General features: G+C 66.8%; 15 protein-coding genes. 12 read left to right on the top strand and 3 right to left on the bottom strand.

Going from position 1 to position 19,252, the window contains the following annotated elements:
• Positions 1–60: 60 nt before the first annotated feature.
• Genes APH28_RS18690 through APH28_RS18675 form a run of 4 tightly spaced genes read left to right on the top strand, consistent with a single transcriptional unit; the run spans position 61 to position 4,202 of the window.
• Positions 61–1,020, top strand: a complete 960-nt coding sequence (locus APH28_RS18690) for an ABC transporter permease (protein WP_060511930.1) — start codon at positions 61–63, stop codon at positions 1,018–1,020.
• Between the two features lie 3 nt (positions 1,021–1,023).
• Complete coding sequence (locus tag APH28_RS18685; protein WP_060511928.1) at positions 1,024–1,851, top strand: ABC transporter permease; 828 nt, start codon at positions 1,024–1,026, stop codon at positions 1,849–1,851.
• Between the two features lie 2 nt (positions 1,852–1,853).
• Complete coding sequence (locus tag APH28_RS18680; RefSeq protein WP_177334277.1) at positions 1,854–3,488, top strand: ABC transporter ATP-binding protein; 1,635 nt, start codon at positions 1,854–1,856, stop codon at positions 3,486–3,488.
• A gap of 9 nt (positions 3,489–3,497) precedes the next feature.
• Complete coding sequence (locus tag APH28_RS18675) at positions 3,498–4,202, top strand: NAD(P)H-dependent oxidoreductase (RefSeq protein ID WP_060511926.1); 705 nt, start codon at positions 3,498–3,500, stop codon at positions 4,200–4,202.
• 145 nt (positions 4,203–4,347) lie between these two features.
• On the opposite strand, the gene APH28_RS18670 is transcribed toward APH28_RS18675, so the two are convergent.
• Entirely contained in the window at positions 4,348–5,739 is a 1,392-nt protein-coding gene (locus tag APH28_RS18670) for an FAD-dependent oxidoreductase (RefSeq protein WP_060511924.1), read from the bottom strand.
• Between the two features lie 229 nt (positions 5,740–5,968).
• Here APH28_RS18670 and APH28_RS18665 point away from each other — a divergent pair, with 229 nt between their 5' ends.
• Genes APH28_RS18665 through APH28_RS18655 form a run of 3 tightly spaced genes read left to right on the top strand, consistent with a single transcriptional unit; the run spans position 5,969 to position 9,405 of the window.
• A complete protein-coding gene (locus APH28_RS18665) occupies positions 5,969–7,072 on the top strand; it encodes a polyamine ABC transporter substrate-binding protein (RefSeq protein WP_060511922.1) in 1,104 nt (367 codons plus the stop codon).
• A 36-nt stretch (positions 7,073–7,108) separates the two neighbouring features.
• Complete coding sequence (locus APH28_RS18660) at positions 7,109–8,527, top strand: aminotransferase (RefSeq protein WP_060511919.1); 1,419 nt, start codon at positions 7,109–7,111, stop codon at positions 8,525–8,527.
• A gap of 53 nt (positions 8,528–8,580) precedes the next feature.
• A complete protein-coding gene (locus APH28_RS18655) occupies positions 8,581–9,405 on the top strand; it encodes a helix-turn-helix transcriptional regulator (protein ID WP_156340924.1) in 825 nt (274 codons plus the stop codon).
• Here APH28_RS18655 and APH28_RS18650 read toward each other — a convergent pair.
• Together APH28_RS18650 and APH28_RS18645 are read right to left on the bottom strand one after the other, a co-directional pair.
• The gene (locus APH28_RS18650) at positions 9,374–10,699 is read right to left on the bottom strand and encodes an MFS transporter (RefSeq protein ID WP_060511916.1); all 1,326 of its coding nucleotides are present in this window, start codon (positions 10,697–10,699) and stop codon (positions 9,374–9,376) included. The genes APH28_RS18655 and APH28_RS18650 overlap by 32 nt on opposite strands.
• Positions 10,696–11,679 (bottom strand): flavin reductase, encoded by a 984-nt coding sequence (locus APH28_RS18645; protein ID WP_060511914.1) that lies wholly within the window; start codon positions 11,677–11,679, stop codon positions 10,696–10,698. Before APH28_RS18645 ends, APH28_RS18650 begins: the two co-directional genes overlap by 4 nt.
• Positions 11,680–11,864: 185 nt before the next feature.
• Here APH28_RS18645 and APH28_RS18640 point away from each other — a divergent pair, with 185 nt between their 5' ends.
• The 5 genes from APH28_RS18640 to APH28_RS18620 all read left to right on the top strand — a co-directional run bounded on the left by APH28_RS18640 (position 11,865) and on the right by APH28_RS18620 (position 19,186).
• A complete protein-coding gene (locus APH28_RS18640; RefSeq protein WP_060511912.1) occupies positions 11,865–13,301 on the top strand; it encodes a coniferyl aldehyde dehydrogenase in 1,437 nt (478 codons plus the stop codon).
• A 32-nt stretch (positions 13,302–13,333) separates the two neighbouring features.
• Positions 13,334–14,905 (top strand): amidase, encoded by a 1,572-nt coding sequence (locus APH28_RS18635; RefSeq protein ID WP_060511950.1) that lies wholly within the window; start codon positions 13,334–13,336, stop codon positions 14,903–14,905.
• 122 nt (positions 14,906–15,027) lie between these two features.
• The gene (locus tag APH28_RS18630; RefSeq protein ID WP_060511910.1) at positions 15,028–16,749 is read left to right on the top strand and encodes an FAD-binding protein; all 1,722 of its coding nucleotides are present in this window, start codon (positions 15,028–15,030) and stop codon (positions 16,747–16,749) included.
• Positions 16,746–18,422: an FAD-binding protein gene (locus tag APH28_RS18625; RefSeq protein WP_082432335.1), complete on the top strand. Its 1,677-nt coding sequence runs from the start codon at positions 16,746–16,748 to the stop codon at positions 18,420–18,422. Before APH28_RS18630 ends, APH28_RS18625 begins: the two co-directional genes overlap by 4 nt.
• On the top strand, positions 18,419–19,186 hold the full coding sequence (locus APH28_RS18620) for an SDR family oxidoreductase (protein ID WP_060511908.1): 768 nt from the start codon (positions 18,419–18,421) through the stop codon (positions 19,184–19,186). The genes APH28_RS18625 and APH28_RS18620 overlap by 4 nt, the downstream gene beginning before the upstream one ends.
• The last annotated feature ends 66 nt before the right edge of the window (positions 19,187–19,252 follow it).

The raw sequence follows: 19,252 nt of genomic DNA, 5'->3' as shown, positions 1-19,252 counted from the left end.
ATTCAGTCGGGGTATCCAGTCGATGCATCCAGCGAAGGCGTCCAGTGAAGGAGTGATGCGGTGAACAATCTTGGCAAACTGCTTGTGCAGCGGCTGGCCCTGGGCCTGTTGTCGCTGTTTGCGGTCTCGGTGGTGATCTTCCTGGCAGTCAGCCTGCTGCCAGGCGACATCGCCCAGGCCATGCTCGGCCAGTCGGCCACCCCGGAAACCGTGGCGGCCCTGCGCGCCCAGCTGGGGCTGGACCTGTCGCCCGTGGAGCGTTTCGTGCAATGGGCGTGGCGCCTGCTGCACGGTGACCTGGGGGTGTCGCTGGCCAACCAGCGGCCGATCATCGAACTGGTGGGCACGCGGCTGGGCAACACCTTCAGCCTGGCCCTGCTGGCGGCGCTGTTCTCGGTGCCGACGGCGTTGCTGCTGGGCATGCTTGCGGCGTTGTACCGCAACAGTTGGTTCGACCGCCTGCTCAATACCGGCGCCTTGAGCGCCGTGTCGTTCCCCGAGTTCTTCGTTGCCTACCTGCTGATCCTGGTGTTCGCGGTCAAGCTCGAATGGCTGCCGGGCATCTCCAGCCTGCCTGCCGACGCCTCGCTGGGCGAGGTGCTGGAAGTCTCGGTGCTGCCGGTGGCGACCCTGAGCCTGGTGGTGATCGCGCAGATGATGCGCATGACCCGCGCCTCGCTGATCAACCTGCTGGCCAGCCCCTACATCGAAATGGCCCGGCTCAAGGGCGTGTCGCCGGCGCGGGTGATCTTCAAGCATGCCTTACCCAATGCCCTGGCACCGATCGTCAACGTGGTGGCGCTGAACCTGGCGTACCTGGTGGTGGGCGTGGTGGTGGTGGAGGTGGTGTTCGTCTACCCGGGGCTCGGCCAGTTGCTGGTGGACGCGGTGGCCAAGCGCGACATCCCGGTGGTGCAGGCCTGCAGCCTGATCTTCGCCGGCACCTACATCTTGCTCAATACCGGCGCCGACGTGCTGTCGATCGCCAGCAACCCACGCCTGATGCATCCGAAGGGGTAGACCATGAACTTGATCACACCTGTGCTGCGTGCGCCCCTGAGCGCCAAGTTCGGCCTGCTGGTGATTGTTGCCTACACCGTGGTGGCGCTGTTTGCGCCGCTGTTGGCGCCGTACGGCGAAACCCAGGTGGTCGGCGAAGGCTTCGCGCCGTGGAGCGCGCAGTTCCTGCTGGGCACCGACAACCTAGGCCGCGACACCTTGAGCCGCCTGCTGTTCGGCGCTCGCAACACCCTCGGCATCGCCTTCCTGACCACCAGCCTGGCGTTCCTGCTGGGTGGCCTGTGCGGGTTGGTGGCGGCCATCAAGGGCGGCTGGATCGACCAGGGCCTGTCGCGCCTGGTGGACATCCTGATGGCCATCCCGCAGCTGATCTTCGCCTTGCTGATCCTGAGCGTGGTCGGCACCACCGCCACCTCGCTGGTGCTGGTGATCGCCTTGCTCGACGCCACCCGGGTGTTCCGCCTGTCGCGGGCGGTGGCGATGAACGTGGTGGTGCAGGACTTCGTCGAAGCCGCACGGTTGCGCGGCGAAGGGCTGTGGTGGCTGGTCACCCGCGAAGTGCTACCCAATGCGGCGGCGCCGCTGATTGCCGAGTTCGGCCTGCGCTTCTGTTTCGTCTTCCTGTTCATCAGTGCCTTGTCGTTCCTCGGCCTCGGCATCCAGCCGCCGACCGCCGACTGGGGCAGCATGGTGCGCGACAACGCGGTGCTGATCACCTTCGGTGACATCAGCCCGCTGCTTCCGGCCCTGGCGGTGGCGTTGATCACGGTGAGCGTGAACTTCGTCGTCGACTGGGTGCTGCACCTGTCCAGTGGCCTGAAGGAGTGCTGAGCATGAACCCTGACACCTTGCTGGAAATCCGCGGCCTGCGCATCGAAGGCCAGCATGACGACGCCTGGCACCCGCTGATCAAGGGCATCGACCTGACCCTCAAGCGCGGCGAGGTGCTGGGCCTGATCGGCGAGTCCGGTGCCGGCAAGTCGACCTTGGGCCTGGCCGCGATGGGCTACGTGCGCGACGGCTGCCGGATCACCGGCGGCAGCGTGTGCTTCGATGGCATCCAGTTGCTCGATTGCAACACCGAAACTCTGCGCAAGCTGCGCGGCCTGCGCATCGCCTATGTGGCGCAGAGCGCTGCGGCCTCGTTCAACCCGGCCCACCGGCTGATCGACCAGCATGTGGAAACGGCAGTGGTCAACGGCGGCCTCGACCGCGCCAAGGCCGAGGCCGAGGCGGTGGAGCTGTACCGCATCCTGCGCCTGCCCGACCCTGAACACATCGGCCAGCGCTACCCGCACCAGCTGTCCGGCGGCCAGCTGCAGCGGGTGATGACCGCCATGGCCATGGCCTGCCACCCGGACCTGATCATCTTCGACGAACCGACCACGGCGCTGGACGTTACCACCCAGATTGAGGTACTGGCGGCGATCCGTGACGCGGTGAAGACCTTCGGCAGCGCTGCGCTGTACATCAGCCATGACCTGGCGGTGGTGGCGCAGATGGCCGACCGCATCATGGTGCTGCGCCACGGCAGCCTGGTGGAAGAGGCGCAGACCCGCCACATGCTCAGCGCCCCGCAGCAGGCCTACACCCAGTCGCTGTGGGCGGTGCGCAATTTCCACACCACGGCCAAGCCCTGCCCACTCGATGAGAAGCCCTTGCTCGAAGTGCGCAACGCCGATGCCCGCTATGGCCAGCATCCGGTGCTGCACGATGTGTCGCTGAAGCTCTATCGCGGTCAGACCCTGGCGGTGATCGGCGAATCGGGCAGCGGCAAGAGCACCACCGCGCGCCTGATCAGCGGCCTGCTGCCGCCGACCTCGGGCCAGGTGCTGTATGACGGTGAGGCCTTGCCGGCCGACTACCGCCAGCGCAGCAAGGAGCAGCTGCGGCGCATCCAGATGATCTACCAGATCCCCGACACCGCGCTCAACCCACGCCAGCGCATCGTCGACATCATCGGCCGGCCACTGGGCTTCTACCTCGGGCTCAAGGGCAAGGCGCTGCGCGAGCGAGTCGCCGAACTGCTGCGAATGATCGACCTGGAGCCGGCCAAGTACATGGACCGCCTGCCACGCGAGCTGTCGGGCGGGCAGAAGCAGCGGATCTGCATCGCCCGTGCCCTGGCCGCAGAGCCCCAGCTGATCATCTGCGACGAAGTGACCTCGGCCCTCGACCAGCTGGTGGCCGAAGGCGTGCTGAAACTGCTCGACCGTATCCAGCGCGAGCTGGACGTGGCCTACCTGTTCATCACCCATGACGTGGCCACCGTGCGCGCCATCGCCGACGAGGTGCTGGTGATGCAGCGCGGGCGGGTGGTCGACCACGGCAGCCGCGAAGCGATCTTCCAGCCGCCGCACCGTGACTACACCGGGCTGCTGTTCTCCTGCGAACCGGAGATGGACCCCGACTGGCTCGACCGCCTGCTGGCGGCGCGCAACGCCCATTCCCCTTTGGCAACTGTTTGAGGATTGCCCATGAAAGTGTTGATCGTTCACGCTCACCCCGAGCCTCAGTCCTTCACCGCCGCACTGCGTGATCAGGCGGCACAGACCTTCCGCGCCCAGGGCCATGAGGTGCAGGTCAGCGACCTGTACGCCATGGGCTGGAACCCGGTGGCCAGCGCCGACGACTTCAGCCACCGGGAAAACCCGGAGTACCTGGTGTATGCGCTGGAACAGCGTCTGGGCGTGAAGAGCGGCTCCATCGCGGCGGATATCCAGCAAGAACTGGACAAGCTGCTGTGGGCCGACCTGCTGGTGCTGAACTTCCCGATCTTCTGGTTCTCGGCGCCGGCGATGCTCAAGGGCTGGATCGACCGCGTGCTGGTGTCCGGGGTGTGCTACGGCGGCAAGCGTTTCTACGACCAGGGCGGCCTGGCCGGCAAGCGCGCATTGGTGACCGTGACCCTGGGCGGGCGCGAGCACATGTTCGGCGAAGGGGCGATCCACGGGCCGCTGCAAGACATGCTGCGGCCGATCCTGCGCGGCACCCTGGCCTATGTCGGTTTCGAGGTGCTGGAGCCGTTCGTGGCCTGGCATGTGCCGTACATCAGCGACGAGGCGCGCCAGGCGTTCCTGCACAGTTACGAACAGCGCCTCCAGCATCTGTCGGATGACCTGCCGCTGAGCTTCCCACGGCTGGACCAGTTCGATGAGGCGCTGTATCCGCTGCCGCGCTGATCATAGGGCAGCTTGGATTGCCGGGGCCGCTTTACGGCCCATCGCCGGCAAGCGCGGCTCCCACAGGGTCCTGCGTACGCCGATCAAGGTGGGAGCCGCGCTTGCCGGCGATGGGCTGCGAAGCAGCCCCGGGGCTGTCGAGCGCTCACGCCTTGTCCGCCTTGCCGGCAGCCGCAGCAAACTTGGCCAGATGGACGTCCAGCCGGCGAGGGCGCCGGCCAAGGTCCTCGGCGCGCTCCTTGCGGCGAATGGCATTGCGCACCATCAATGAACCCAGGTAGCGGATGGGCTCCGGCGGGAAATGCCCGAGCGGGCCGTTGAGCAATGGCGAGCGTGTCCATGGGTTGTCCAGCCCCAGCACCAGCGAAGACAGGATCTGACCGCCCATGTGGCACGGGCCCACACCACTTCCGGAATACCCGAAACCGTAGAAAATATTGCCTTTGGTGCCCATGCGGCCGAAGAACGGCAAACCGGTGACCGACCGATCCGAAGGGCCGTTCCAGGTCGCCGCAATATCGACGCCGGTGAATGCCGGGAAGAATTTTTCCAGCGAATCGCGCAGCAGGTTCGCATACGGCGATGGCTGGTCGAACACCGACAGCATGCGCCCGCCGAAAGCGAAGGTATTGCCGCCTTTGCCCAGCATGATTCGCCCGTCGGGGGTGTTGTGGTAGTAGTGAACGAAGATTCGTGAGTCGAGCACGGTCACGCCGCTGGTCAGGCCTATGCGCTGCAGCAGGTCCGGCCGGGGTTCGGTAATGATCATGTCGCTCGAAACAATGGCCACCGAACGCGAGAACTGCGGAAAGGTTCGCGACATCCAGGCATTGATCGCCAGCACCACGTTGGCGCAGGTGACTTTGCCGTGGGGTGTCACGACCGTGGCGGGCTGCCCTTCGTCCAGGCCGACCATCGGCGAGCCTTCATGAATGCGCACGCCCAGCCCCAGTGCCACGCGGCGCAGGCCACGCACCAGCTTGGCCGGCTGCACGCTGGCCGCTGCGGGCGAGTACCAGCCCTCAAGGTGCTGGGCCGAGCCCGCCATCCGTTGCACATCGGCAAGCGGGCGTTTGCAGAAGGTGTTGATGCCATGGCGCTCAAGCGCCGCGACCACCGCGTCGGTGGAGCCGACCTGAGCCTGGCTGGTCGAGGTATAAAGCGTGCCGTCGAGCCGATAGTCGGCTTCCACGCCGTACTTTTTGCAGAAGTCGCCGATGGCGTAAATGCTCTGCTCCGACGCCTTGACCAGGCGCACGGCCTCCTCGAGCCCGAAAAGTCGCTCCAGGGTAAAGAACTTCGCCGACCAGGACAGCGCACAGCCGCCGTTGCGCCCACTGGCCCCCGCGCCGCAGATGTCCGCTTCGACGATGACCACATCGAGTTCAGGGTTCTGTTCCTTGAGCATGATGGCGGTCCACAGGCCGGTATAGCCGCCGCCGACGATGCAGACATCGGCGCGGGTGTCCTGTCGCAGGGGCGGACAGGGTTCGTCGGACTGATGTTTCAGGGCTTGTTCCAGCCAGAAAGGGCGCATCGTGCTTCTCCAGAAAGGGACCGAAAAGGGCGCCGAGCAATGGGTGCCCTGTGCCACGCATCCTTGCAGTGCACTGTGCATAAATAAAATCGATTAAACGTATGCATTTATAAGTTAAGCCTATGGACGCCGACCCCACCCATTCGGGTTATGGTCCCGTAGGCCAATCCCCCGGATAGTGGCTCCATCAGCTCGCCCGAGCCGATCCTGATCACACGATGGAGTTGCTATGCGCAAGGCATTGAAGGTGATTTCCAGTCTGCTGATGTGTTGTACCGCCACGGCCGCCCTGGCCAGCGAGGCAGACACCAGCAACACGCTCAGGTTGTACAACTGGACCGACTACATCGGCGAAAACACCCTCGCCGATTTCGAAAAGCAGACCGGCATCAAGGTGATCTACGACACCTTCGACGGCTACGAGACGGTCCAGACCAAACTCCTCACCGGCCGCTCCGGCTACGACCTGGTGATGCTCAATGGCTCGTTGGTGCCGCCGCTGATCAAGGCCGGGGTGTTCCAGCCGCTGGACAAGAGCAAACTGCCCAGCTGGGCCAACCTCGACCCGCAAGTGGTGCAGAGTCTGCAAGCCTTCGACCCCGGCATGGTCTACTCGGCGCCTTACACCTGGGGCAGCTCGGGTATCACCTACAACGTCGACAAGATCAAACAGCGCATGCCCGACGCACCCATCGGCTCGCTGGCCATGCTGTTCGACCCGAAGATCGTCTCGCGCTTCGCCGACTGCGGCGTGACCGTGATGGACGCGCCCAGCGAAGTCATCCCGCTGGCCCTCAAGTACCTCGGCAAAGACCCCCAGAGCGCCAAGCCGGCCGACCTCAAGGCCGCCCAGGACGTGCTCATGGGCATCCGCCCCTACATCAAGAAGTTCGACTCGGTGAACTACCTCACCAGCCTGCCCAACGGCGACGTATGCATGGCCCTGACCTGGTCCGGCGACTACGCCACCGCCCAGGCCCGCGCGGTGGAGGCGAAGAAGGACATCAACCTGGCGTTCTTCATCCCGAAAGAAGGCTCGCTGATCTGGTTCGACAGCCTCTACCTGCCCAATGACGCCCCGCACGTGGCCAACGCCCACCGCTTCATCGAATACCTGCTGCAGCCCGAGACCATGGCCGAGGTTACCAACTACATCCACTACGCCAACAGCAACGCGGCCGCCACCGCCCTGGTGCAGGCCGATATCCGCAACGACCCGGCGATCTACCCCGACGAGCAGACCCGCGCGCGGCTGTTCACCCAGAAGTCCCAGGACCCGCAGGCCATGCGCGCCATCACCCGGGTCTGGAGCACGGTCAAGACCGGCATCTGACCCCTTTCACCGTACCGATCCGACAAGGAATTGCTTATGGCTACCCCGACTCGCCCATTGGCCGCCACCCCGCACAACGACCCGCTGGTGAAAGCCGACAAAGCCCACTACATGCACGGCTACCACATGTTCGACGAGCACGCCGAGCAGGGCGCGCTGAACATCCAGGCCGGTGACGGCGCCTACATCCACGACACCCAGGGCAACCGCTTCCTCGACGCCGTCGGCGGCATGTGGTGCACCAACATCGGCCTGGGCCGCGAGGAAATGGCCCTGGCCATCGCCGACCAGGTGCGCCAGCTGGCCTATTCCAACCCGTTCTCGGACATGGCCAACCCGAAAGCCATCGAGCTGTGCCAGAAGCTCGCGAGCCTTGCGCCCGGCGACCTCGACCATGTGTTCCTCACCACCGGCGGCTCCACTGCCGTGGACACCGCCTACCGGCTGATCCAGTACTACCAGAACTGCCGCGGCAAGCCGCACAAGAAGCACGTGATCGCCCGCTACAACGCCTACCACGGCTCGACCTGTCTGACCATGTCGATCGGCAACAAGGCCGCCGACCGGGTGCCGGAGTTCGACTACGCCCACGAGCTGATCCACCACGTCTCCAACCCCAACTTCTACCGGGCGGGCGACGACATGGACGAGGCCGAATTCCTCGACTTCCTGGTGGCCGAGTTCGAGGACAAGATCCTCTCCTTGGGCGCAGACAACGTCGCAGCCTTCTTCGCCGAGCCGATCATGGGCTCGGGCGGCGTGATCATCCCGCCGACGGGCTACTTCCAGCGTATGTGGCAAGTGTGCCAGACCTACGACATCCTTTTTGTGGCCGATGAAGTGGTCACCTCGTTCGGCCGCTTGGGCACCTTCTTCGCCTCCGAAGCGCTGTTCGGCGTCACCCCGGACATCATCACCACCGCCAAGGGCCTTACCTCGGCCTACCTGCCACTGGGCGCGTGTATTTTCTCCGAGCGCATCTGGAAGGTGATCGCCGAGCCGGGCAAGGGCCGCTGCTTCACCCACGGCTTCACCTACAGCGGGCACCCGGTGTGCTGCGTGGCGGCGCTGAAGAACATCGAGATCATCGAGCGGGAAAACCTGCTGGCCCATGTCAACGATGTTGGCAGTTACCTGGAGCAACGCTTGCAGACCCTGGCTGAGCTGCCACTGGTCGGCCAGGTGCGCTGCATGAAACTGATGGCCTGTGTCGAATTCGTCGCCAACAAGCAGACCAAGGCACTGTTCCCCGATGCGGTGAACATCGGCGAGCGCATCCATGTGCGGGCCCAGGCCAAGGGGTTGCTGGTGCGGCCGATCATGCACCTGAACGTGATGTCGCCGCCGTTGATCATCACCCACGCTCAGGTGGACGAGATCGTCGACACCCTGCGCAGCTGCATTCTCGAAGCGGCGCAGGAATTGACCGAGCAGGGTCTGTACCACGGCCAATGATCGACCTTCTGCCAAAGATGCACGCGCGTGCCCCGGCCGGTAGACTGCGGGGCATGAGCCGAGCACACGAAAACACCACAATAAACCTGCCGTTTCATGCCCTGCAGCAATGGCACGGCGCCCTGCAACAGGCCTTCGCCCACAGCGAGGGCCCGGACGCGCTGGCCTGGCTGGCCGCGGCCATCAGCCAGCTGGTGGCCGCCGAATCGATGCTGATCAGCCTCGAACGCAAGGGCCAGCCGCCGCAGCTGTTGTATCAGCAGGGCATTCCGGCCCGTTACCACGAGGCGGTGCTGGAACGCTATTTCGCCGCGGGCTACCTGCTCGACCCGTTCTGCCTGGCGGTGCAGAAGGGCCTGGCGCAGGGCTTCTACCACCTGGAAGACATCGCCCCGGACAACTTCTTCGACAGCGACTACTACAAGACCTACTACCTCGGCACCGGCTGCAGCGAAGACAGCTACTTCATCGTCGACCTGGGCAACGACAGCAAGATCTCCCTGAGCCTGTTCCAGGGCTGCAGCGGGGCACGCCTTGAGGTTGCGCAACTGCACCTGTTGCAGGCCGTGGAACCGATGGTGCGCGAGCTGTTGATGCGCTTTGCCCGGCATGGGCTGGAGCAGCAGCCAGAAGCCCAAGGGAGCGTGCAGGCCGCGTTCGACAGCTTTGGTTGCGGGGTGCTCACCGAGCGCGAGCGGCAGGTGGCGCAGATGGTGCTGCAGGGGCACTCGGTGAAATCCACGGCCCATGAACTGGGGATTTCACCCGAGACCGTGCGGATGCACCGCAAGAACCTCTACCTGAAGCTGGACATCAACTCGCAATCGGAACTGTTCGCCCAGTTCATCAGCTGGTTGCGGCGCGCGCCTGGCCGCTGACCTGCACCGAGGTGCGCAGCAACAGCAGCACCGCGCCCAGCACCGGCAGGCTCACCAGCAGCAGCGCGTAGCGCAGCGACTGCACGCCGAACAGCGGTTGCAGCAGGTCGCTGAGCAAACCCGTCAGCAGCGGGCCGGCCCCCACGCCTAGTAGCGTGCTGACGATGGTCTGCAGGGCCATGGCCGTGCCGCGCTGTTGTGGCGCCACCAGTTGCGTGACCAGGTTGTAGGAAGGCGCCACCCACCACACGGCAAAGAAGCTGTACAACGCGCACCACAGCATGGCCACCGGCACCGGCAGGGCGCCCAGGTACATCAGGCGCTCGCTGGGCCACAGCAGGTAACTGGCCAGCGCCGAGAGTGCTGCCAGGTGGCCCACTATCGGCAGTGACAGTTGCCAGTGCGCGCCCCGGCGGGCCAGGCGGTCGCTCAGCCAGCCACTGAACAGCCCGCCAATGCCGGCAGCGCTGCCGCAGACCACGCCGGCGAGCATGCCAGCCTCGCGCAGCGACAGGCCATGGGAGCGCACCAGAAAGCTGGTGTTCCACATGGCCACGGCATAGGAACCCAGGGTGGTCAGCCCGCCCGCGAGAATCAGCCAGCGGTAGGGCGCCAGCGCCCACAGTGCGCGGGCTTCGGCGCCAAGGCCAAGGCGCGGGGAGGGGGCCGGGTGAGGGCTCAGGTCCCAGCGGCCACGGGCCGGCTCGCGCACCAGCAGCCCAAGGATGGCGGCGAAGGCCAGGGCCGGCAGCCCCAAGGCGATGAACGCCGTGCGCCAGCCGTATTGCTCGACCACCCAGGCCCCGATGCTCAGGCCGATGATCGACGAAAAGGTCGGTGCAGCGGTGAAGCAGCTGATGGCGAACGAGCGCCGCTGCGGCGGGTACAAGTCGGCGATCAGCGACAGCGACGCCGAGGTGGTCGGCGCCTCGCTCACCGCCACCAGCATGCGCGCCAGGGCCAGCACCAAGAAACTGCCCGCCAGCCCGCAGCTCATGGTGGCCAGTGCCCACAGCAGGCAGGCCAGCGCCAGCAGGCGCAGGCGCGGCAGGCGGTCGACCAGGCGCCCGGCCGGCAAGCCGAGCAGGGCATAGACGGCGGCGAAGGCCAGGCCCGAGATCAGGCCCAGCGCGCTGTCACCGACCTGGAACTCGGCCTTGATCGGCTCGAACATCACCGCCAGGATCTGCCGGCCGACGAAGTTGTCGGCGAACACGGCCGCCAACAGCAACAGCAGGCCATGGCTGCGCCAGCCGACCGTGGCCGCCGGCAGGGTTGGCGTGGCGCTGCTCATCGCGGTGCCCACAGGTCCGGCAGGCCGGGGTCGCTGACCACGATCAGGCGCTTGAGCAACACCTTCAGCGCCTGGGCATCGGCCTCGCCCAGCTTGCCGATGAGGTCTTCCTCGACCACCTTGGCCAGGGCCACCTGCTGCAGCGACAGTTCGCGGCCATTGGCGGTGAGCACGAAGCGCAACTGTGCGGCATCACCCTCGATGGCCACCAGGCCCTGGCGCTCGAGGAAGCGCATGCCGGCCAGGGTGACCACGTGGCCGGTGTAGCTGACGAAGGTGTTGAGTTCGCCCAGGGTCAGGTTGTCGCGGATCGACAGCACCGCCAGCACGAAAAATGCCTGTTCATCCAGTTGCTGGTTACTGAGCAGCTGGCGCAACTGGTTGAGCACCTGATAGTGGCCGCGACCCAGCAGGTAGCCGAGCAGGTCTTCGGTGTAGCTGCATTCCGGTGGCGGCGGCGTGGTGGCCAGGCGCAGCTCGCTGCGCGGCTTGCGCGTGGCCAGGGCGTACTGGCCGCTCTGGAAGGCCAGCGGTGCGCGGTCGCTGTGGTCGAACGCCAGCACCTCGCCGACGAAGATCACATGGTCGCCGCCTTCGTACTGGAAGGCCGTGCGGCACTGGAAGCGTGCGGTGCAGTCCTGCAGCAGCGGGGCATCGCTGATGCCGTTGTCGAGCTCGATTTCGGCGAACTTGTCCTCGCCCTGGGTGGCGAAGCGGCCGGACAGCTTCTCTTGCTCGATCGACAGCACGTGCACGTTCCAGTGCTTGCCATTGCTGAACACCGGCAGGCTGCGCGCCTGCTTGGACAGGCTCCACAACACCAGTGGCGGGTTCAGCGACACCGAGTTGAAACTGTTGGCGGTGATGCCCACGGGCGCGCCGTCTTCGCCCTGGGAGGTGATGATGGTGACACCGGTGGTGAAGGTGCCAAGTGCGGCGCGGAAGGCCTGGGGGTCGAAACCGATCTGTGGGGTTGCCATGGCTGGCCTCATGCGGGGTGGCTTTTGTGGCGCCAGTATTGGCCTGCAGGCCTTGCCGGGCATCGTCTCAACGGACTAACGCAGTTGCTCGATTCTGGTCCGATCGGACGAGGCGCCGACCCTCGCGGAAGGGTTAGTGTGGCGCCATGCGCATCGGGCGCAGTCAACAGCCAGAGGAGACACCCATGCCACCTGTTTCGTCATCGGTCCAGGCCCTCAGCGGCCTGCTGTCGCGCCAGCGAAGCGCCTTCGCAGGCGAGGGCGCCGTCACGGCCGATCGCCGTCGTCAGCGCCTGCAACAGGTGATCGACCTGCTGGTCCGCCACCATCCGAGCCTGACCCAAGCCATCGACGAGGATTTCGGCGGCCGGCCCGCTGGTTTCACCCTGATGAACGACGTGATCGGTGCCCTGGCCAGCCTCAAGCACGCCAGGGACCACCTGCAGCAGTGGATGGCCGATGAGCCCAGGGCGCCCTTTGCGCCCTACGACCAGCTCGGCGCCAAGGCCTGGGTGCGTTACCAGCCCAAGGGCTCGGTGGGCATCATCGGCACCTGGAATGCACCGCTGTACACCTTGTTCAGCCCGCTGGCGTCGGCCCTGGCCGCCGGTAACCGGGCCATCCTCAAACCCTCCGAGGTGCTGCCGCGCACTGCGGCCCTGGTCGCCGAGCTGTGCGCCGCGCACCTCGACCCGCTGGAGGTGGCGGTGGTGACTGGCGGCCCGGAGCTGGCCGATGCCTTCACCGCCCAGCCGTTCGACCATCTGGTGTTCACCGGCAGCACGGCGGTGGGGCGCAAAGTCATGGCCAACGCTGCGCAGAACCTGGTGCCGGTGACCCTGGAGCTGGGCGGCAAGTCGCCGGTGATCGTGTCCGCCAGCGCCGACCTGGCCAAGGCCGCGCACAGTATTGCCGTGGCCAAGGCCACCAATGCCGGGCAGATTTGCATCAACCCGGACCTGGTCTATGTGCCCCGGGCGATGCAGGAGCCCTTCATCGCCGAGCTGCGCGCCGCTTATTGCGCGCTCAACCCGAGCGTTATGGGTAACCCGGACGTGGTCGCGGTGGTCAATGCCCAGCACCTGGCGCGGGTCGAGGCGTTGGTGCAGGATGCGCAGCAGCTTGGTGTGCGTGTCGAGACGATGCCCGAGGTGGCCCCCGGCAGCGCAGATGAACGCCGTCGGCCCTTGCGCGTGGTGGTCAACCCGCCCGAGCAGGCGCAGATCATGCACGCAGAAATCTTCGGCCCGGCGCTGGTGGTGCTGGCCTATGACGCGCTGGACGCGGTCATTGCCCAGATCAACAGCCGGCCAAGGCCGCTGGCGCTGTACTACTTCGGTGAAGATCTGCAGGAGCAACAGCGGGTGCTCGACCACACGCTGTCGGGCGGGGTGACGCTCAACGACGTGATGATGCACGCCGCGCTGCACGACGCGCCGTTCGGCGGTGTCGGCGCCTCGGGCATGGGGCATTATCACGGCCGTGAGGGGTTCCTGCAGTTCAGCCACCTGCGTACTGTGTTCCAGGCCCCGGCACACGACCCGCGCCGCGAATGGGGGCTGCTGCCACCCTATGGCGAGCACTACCTCGCCGCCATGCTGGCCCAGGTCACCGCCGACTGATGCGTACTTACAACAATGAAGAACAGGACGCCATGAGTAATCAGACCCACGATCCGCATTCCACTGCCACCTCCAGCTGGTCACGCCGCGGCGTGCTCAAGGCCGGGGCTGTCGGCCTCGGCGTTGGCCTGCTGGGGCGCTTTGCCGACGCCGCAGCCACGGGCTTGTCTGCCGCCGATTACCAGGGCCTGGACGCCTGGGCCATGGCCGAGGCAGTACGCGCCGGCAGCCTCAGTGGCGAAGAGCTGCTGGCCGCCGCGCTGGCCCGACATGCCGCTGTCAACCCCAGGGTCGGCGCTGTGAACATGCTGCACGAGGCATATGCCCAGGCCCTGCTGGCCCGTCGCCGCGCCGCTGGCGACAGCGCCAAGGGCGCGCTGGCCGGGGTGCCGCTGCTGCTCAAGGACCTCAACACCTACCTGCAAGGCACGCCGACCAGCCACGGCTGCCGGCTGTTCCGCGACGCGCCGCCGGCCACAGTTACCAGCACCCTGATCGCCCGCTACGAGCAGGCCGGCGCGGTGCCGTTCGGCAAGACCACCTGCCCGGAATTCGGCCTGACCACCACCACCGAATCACTGCTCTGGGGCCAGACCCATAACCCGTGGAACCTGGCCATGAGCGCCGGCGGCTCATCCGGTGGCGCCGCCGCCGCAGTGGCTGCCGGCATCGTCCCGGTGGCGCATGCCACCGACGGCGGCGGCTCGATCCGCATCCCGGCGTCGTACTGCGGGCTGGTCGGGCTCAAGCCCAGCCGTTACCGCACGCCCAGTGGCCCGTTACATTTCGAAGGCTGGTTCGGTGCCAGCGTCGGCAATGTGGTGTCGCGCACCGTGCGTGACACCGCACTGTTCCTCGATGCCGGGCAGGGCCACGAAGCCGGCAGCGCTTACTGGAGCGCGCCGCTGGAGCGCCCTTATGTGGACGAATTGCAGCGTGCCCCGGGCAAGCTGCGCGTGGCCGTGGTGCGCCAGTCACTGACCGGCGCGCCGCTGGACCCGGCGATTGCCGCCACCCTGGAACAGACCATCAAGCAGTTGCAGGGCCTGGGCCACGAGCTCGAAGAATTGAAGCTGGCCGTAGACCCCCGCGAGCTGTTCGGCGCCCATGGCACGGTGATCGGCACCGCGCTGTCGAGCCTGGTGCACGAACGCGAGCAGGCCCTGGGCCGTGCAGCCGGCCCAGGCGACCTGGAGCAGATCACCCAAGTGGTACTGGAACGGGCCCGCGCCACCAACGGCGAGGCGATGTACCGCGCCCGGCAGAGCTTCGAGCGCATCGGCGCGGCGATGGAGCAGCCGTTCACCCGCTTCGATGTGATCCTTTCGCCGGTCACCGCCAACCTCACTCCGGCCCTCGGCCAGCTCAGCCTTGACCAGCCCTGGGACAGCTACGCCCAACGGGCGATGGGCAGTGCCGGCTTCACCGTCTTGGCCAACGTCAGCGGCCAGCCGTCGTTGTCGCTGCCACTGGGGCAGAGCGACAGCGGCTTGCCGGTGGGCATGCTGTTCACCGCCCGGCTCGGCGGCGAAGACCTGCTGCTGCGCCTGGCCAGCCAGTTGGAGCAGGATCGCCCGTGGGCTGGGCGCCGGGCGCAGCTGTAGTGCCTAGTCCGCTTTGACGATGAGTGCCCGTCGGCCAGCGCCGATCATGGGATGCACGCCGCCAGCCGCACCGCGAGGGTGCTGGCGGCTCCTCCCTGACCTTAGCGAATGGCACAACAACAATGACGGCTCAAGATCAGTCTCAAACCCAGTACGACGTGATAGTGGTCGGCTCGGGGGCCGGCGCGATGACCTCGGCGGTGTTCCTTGCCGACCAGGGCTTCAGCGTGCTGGTTCTGGAAAAGAGCGACAAGTTCGGCGGCACCTCGGCCATTTCCGGGGGCGGCATCTGGATCCCCAACAACCACTATTTCGCCCGCCAGGGCGGTAACGACAGCGTCGAGCAGGCGCGCCGCTACCTCGATGCCGCCGCCGGTGATCAGGTCGAACCGGCCCGCCTGCAGGCCTACCTGGACAACGCGCCGAAGATGATCGAGGCGCTTACCCGCTGCAGCCGCGTGCGTTATGCCGTGGCGGCCAAATACCCGGATTACTACCCGCACCTGCCCGGCGCCTTGGCCGGCGGGCGCACCCTCGACCCGGAACTGTTCGACAGCAGCCTGCTTGGCGCCGAACTGGACAACCTGCGCAAGCCGTCACCCTCGACCCTGCTGATGGGCCGTATCGCCTGGACCGCGCGCGACGCGCACAAGGCCATGGCCCGCGGTTTCGGCTGGCGCCTGCTGATCCTGCGGCTGATGCTGCGCTACAAGCTCGATTTCAAGTGGCGCCGCAAAAGCCGCTTCGACCGCCGCGCCGCCCTGGGCAGCTCGCTGGTGTGTTCGCTGCGCCGCTCGCTGATGGACCGCAACGTGCCGCTGTGGCTGAACAGCGACTTCCGTGAACTGATCGTCGAGCAGGGCCGGGTCAGTGGCGTGCGCATCTACCGCGAGGGCCGCGAGGTCGCACTGCTGGCCCGGCACGGGGTGATCCTGGCGTCCGGCGGCTTCGAGCAGAACCAGGCCCTGCGTGAACAGTACCTGCCCAAGCCCACGCGCATGGCCTGGAGCGCCACGCCACCGGGCAACAACACCGGCGCCGCGCTGCAGGCCGGCCTGGCCCAGGGCGCGGCCACCGCGCTGATGGACTGGGCCTGGTGGGCGCCGACCATCGCCGTGCCCGGCGAAGACAAACCGCGGGGCATCTTCGCCGAGCGTGCCTTCCCCGGCGCCATCGTGGTCAATGGCCAGGGCCAGCGCTTCGTCAACGAGGCGGCGCCGTACCTGGAGTTCGTCGACGCCATGCACCGCGACAACGCCCGCACCGGCGGTGGTTCGGTACCGGCCTGGGTGATCTTCGACGGGCATTTCCGCTTCAACTACGCCATGGGCCCGTTGATGCCGGCCCAGGTCATGCCCGACAGCCGCCTGCGCCCGGAGTGGCGCGACACCTTGTACTGGAAGGCCGACAGCCTGGAGGCCCTGGCCGACAAGATCGGCATCGATGCGCAGGGCCTGGCCAGCACCGTGGCCAAGGTCAACGACTATGCGCGCACCGGGGTGGACCTGGACTTCGGCCGTGGCGGCAACGTCTTCGACCGTTACTACGGCGACTGCAACATCAAGCCCAACCCCTGTCTGGCGCCGCTGCGCAAGGGGCCGTACTACGCCATGCGCCTGGATGCCGGTGACATCGGCACCAAGGGCGGCCTGCTGACCAATGCCCAGGCCCAGGTGCTGCGTGAGGACGGCTCGACCATCGCCGGCCTGTATGCCATCGGCAACTGCTCGGCCTCGGTGATGGGTACCAGCTACCCCGGTGCCGGGGGCACCCTGGGCCCGGCCATGACCTTTGCCTACGTGGCCGCCAACCACCTGGCGGCAACGCGCCGGGAGGTGGCATGAGCAGCGCCGTGACCGCGATTCTCGAACCGTTGCAGGTGGCCGACGCGGCGGCACTGCAATGGCAGGCGCAGTGCGATGTGCTGGTCATCGGTTGGGGGGCTGCCGGGGCCTGCGCGGCGCTGCAGGCGCGCGCCGAGGGCGCCGATGTGCTGGTCGCCGACCGCTTCACCGGCGGCGGTGCCAGTGCCCGCAGCGGGGGCGTGGTGTATGCCGGCGGTGGTACGCGCCAGCAACAGGCGGCGGGGTTCGACGACAGCCCCGAGGCGATGTTTGACTACCTGCGGCATGAAACCCAGGGTGTGGTCAGCGACGACACATTGTGGCGCTTTTGCCGCGATAGCGTCGCCAACCTGCAATGGCTGGAAAGCCACGGCGCGCCGTTCGCCCACCAGATGCCACCTGGCGGCAAAACGTCGTACCCGCCCGACGGCGCCTTTCTCTACTACTCGGGCAATGAGCTGGTGCCGGCCTATGCGGGCCAGCAGCCGGCGGCGCCCCGTGGGCACCGCACGGTCGGCAAGGGCCAGTGCGGCGCGGTGCTGTACAGCCGCTTGCAGGCGGCCTGCCTGCGCGCCGGCGTGCGGCCGTTGCCGCAGTCGGCAGCCCGGCGCCTGGTGCTCGACGGGCAGGGCCGGGTGATCGGTGCCGAGCTGTGGCGCCTGGCGCCAGGCAGCAAGCCGGCACGTGAGCATGCACGGCTGGCGGCCCGTGCCGAACGCCTGCAGAACTTCATGCCAGGCTACTGCGACCGCCTGCGCCGCCGGTTGAGCGCGCTTGAACACAAGCACGCCCGGCCCTGGCTAGTGCGGGCAATGAACGGGGTAGTCCTGAGCACCGGCGGCTTCATCTTCAACCGCGAGCTGATCAAGACACACGCACCGGCTTTTCGCCGCAACTTCAAGGTCGGTGCCACCGGCTGCGACGGCAGCGGCCTGCGCCTGGGCCTTAGCGTCGGCGCCGCAAGCGATCGCCTGCAACGGGTATCGGCGTGGCGCTTCATCAACCCGCCGTACAGCTGGCACAAGGGCATTGTGGTCAACCGCGCCGGCGAGCGCTTCTGCAACGAAGAGGTGTACGGCGCCACCCTCGGCCAGCCGTTGATGGAAGAGCAGGGCGGGCAGGCCTGGCTGGTGCTCGATGCGCCGTTGCGCAAGCAAGCCCTGCGCGAGGCGCTGTTTGGCGGTTACTGGTGGTTCCAGGCGTTGCCAGCGTTGGTGCTGATGCTGTTGGGCGCGCGCAAGGGCAAGGGCCTGCAGCAGTTGGCGCAGGCCACTGGCATGCCCGCAGAAAACCTGCGCCAGGCGTTGCTGGCCAACAATGCCGCAGCCCGAGGCCAGGCGCCGGACCCGTTCGGCAAGTCGGCGGGTGGGCGCGCGGTGCTGGAGCAGGCGCCGTTCTATGCCTGCGATATCTCGGTGGGCAATCCGATCTTCCCGCTGGGGGCGTTGACCCTCGGGGGCCTGCGGGTGGACGAGGTCAGTGGTGCAGTACTGAACGGCGACGGCCAAGCGATCGCCGGGTTGTTCGCGGCCGGGCGCACGGCGCTGGGCATTCCTTCTCATCTCTATATCAGTGGCCTGTCCCTGGCCGACTGCGTGTTCTCCGGGCGTCGTGCCGGAGCCGCCGTGGTCGCCGGGGCTCGCTTGAACACGGACTGCGAGGTGGCGTCATGAATCATGGTAAGGGGCGGGTAGCAGGCAAGGTGGCGCTGATCACCGGCGGCGCCAAGGGTATCGGCGCTGCCAGTGCGCGGCTGCTGGTGGAGCAGGGCGCCCAGGTGCTGATCAGCGATATCGATGAACAGGCCGGGCTGGCCCTGGCCGAAGCACTGGGCCGCTCGGCCAGCTTCATCCTCCATGATGCGAGCGATGAGCCGCAGTGGCAGCGGGTAATGGCGGCTGTCGCCGAGCGCCATGGCCGGCTGGATATCCTGCTCAACAATGCCGGCATGCTGCAGCCTGGCAATATCGAGGACACCGAGCTGCACGACTGGGAGCGGCTGATGCAGGTGAATGCCGCCAGTGTGTTCCTGGGGTGCCGGGCGGGCATTGCGCTGATGAAGCAGCAGGGTGGATCGATCATCAACCTGTCGTCGGTGGCGGCCCTGGCCGGCCGTGACGATTACCTGGCCTACAGTGCCTCGAAAGGTGCGGTGGCGGCTTTGACCCGCTCGGTGGCGGCGTTCTGCCGGCGGCGGCGTTATCGCATTCGCTGCAATTCGTTGCACCCGGATGGCGTGCTGACCGACATGACCCGGGGCGGTTTCCCTGAAGGGGTCGACCCGGCGCGGTTGACCATCGACAGTGACCCGATGAACCGCATGTGTTTGCCTGAGGATGTGGCGGCCAGTGTGTTGTACCTGGCCAGTGACGAGGCGCGGGCGGTGAATGGGGTGGAATTACGGATTGATAGTGGGCAGTTGGTGATGTCGATCTGAAATGACCATTTGGGGCCGCTGCGCGGCCCTTCGCGGGCAAGCCCGCGAAGGGCTGCGAAGCAGCCC

It is taken from the genome of Pseudomonas sp. NBRC 111124 (assembly GCF_001320245.1).
Classification (GTDB): domain Bacteria; phylum Pseudomonadota; class Gammaproteobacteria; order Pseudomonadales; family Pseudomonadaceae; genus Aquipseudomonas.
Note: the sequence above shows the minus strand (reverse complement) of the source record. Positions and strands in the feature narration are given on the sequence as shown.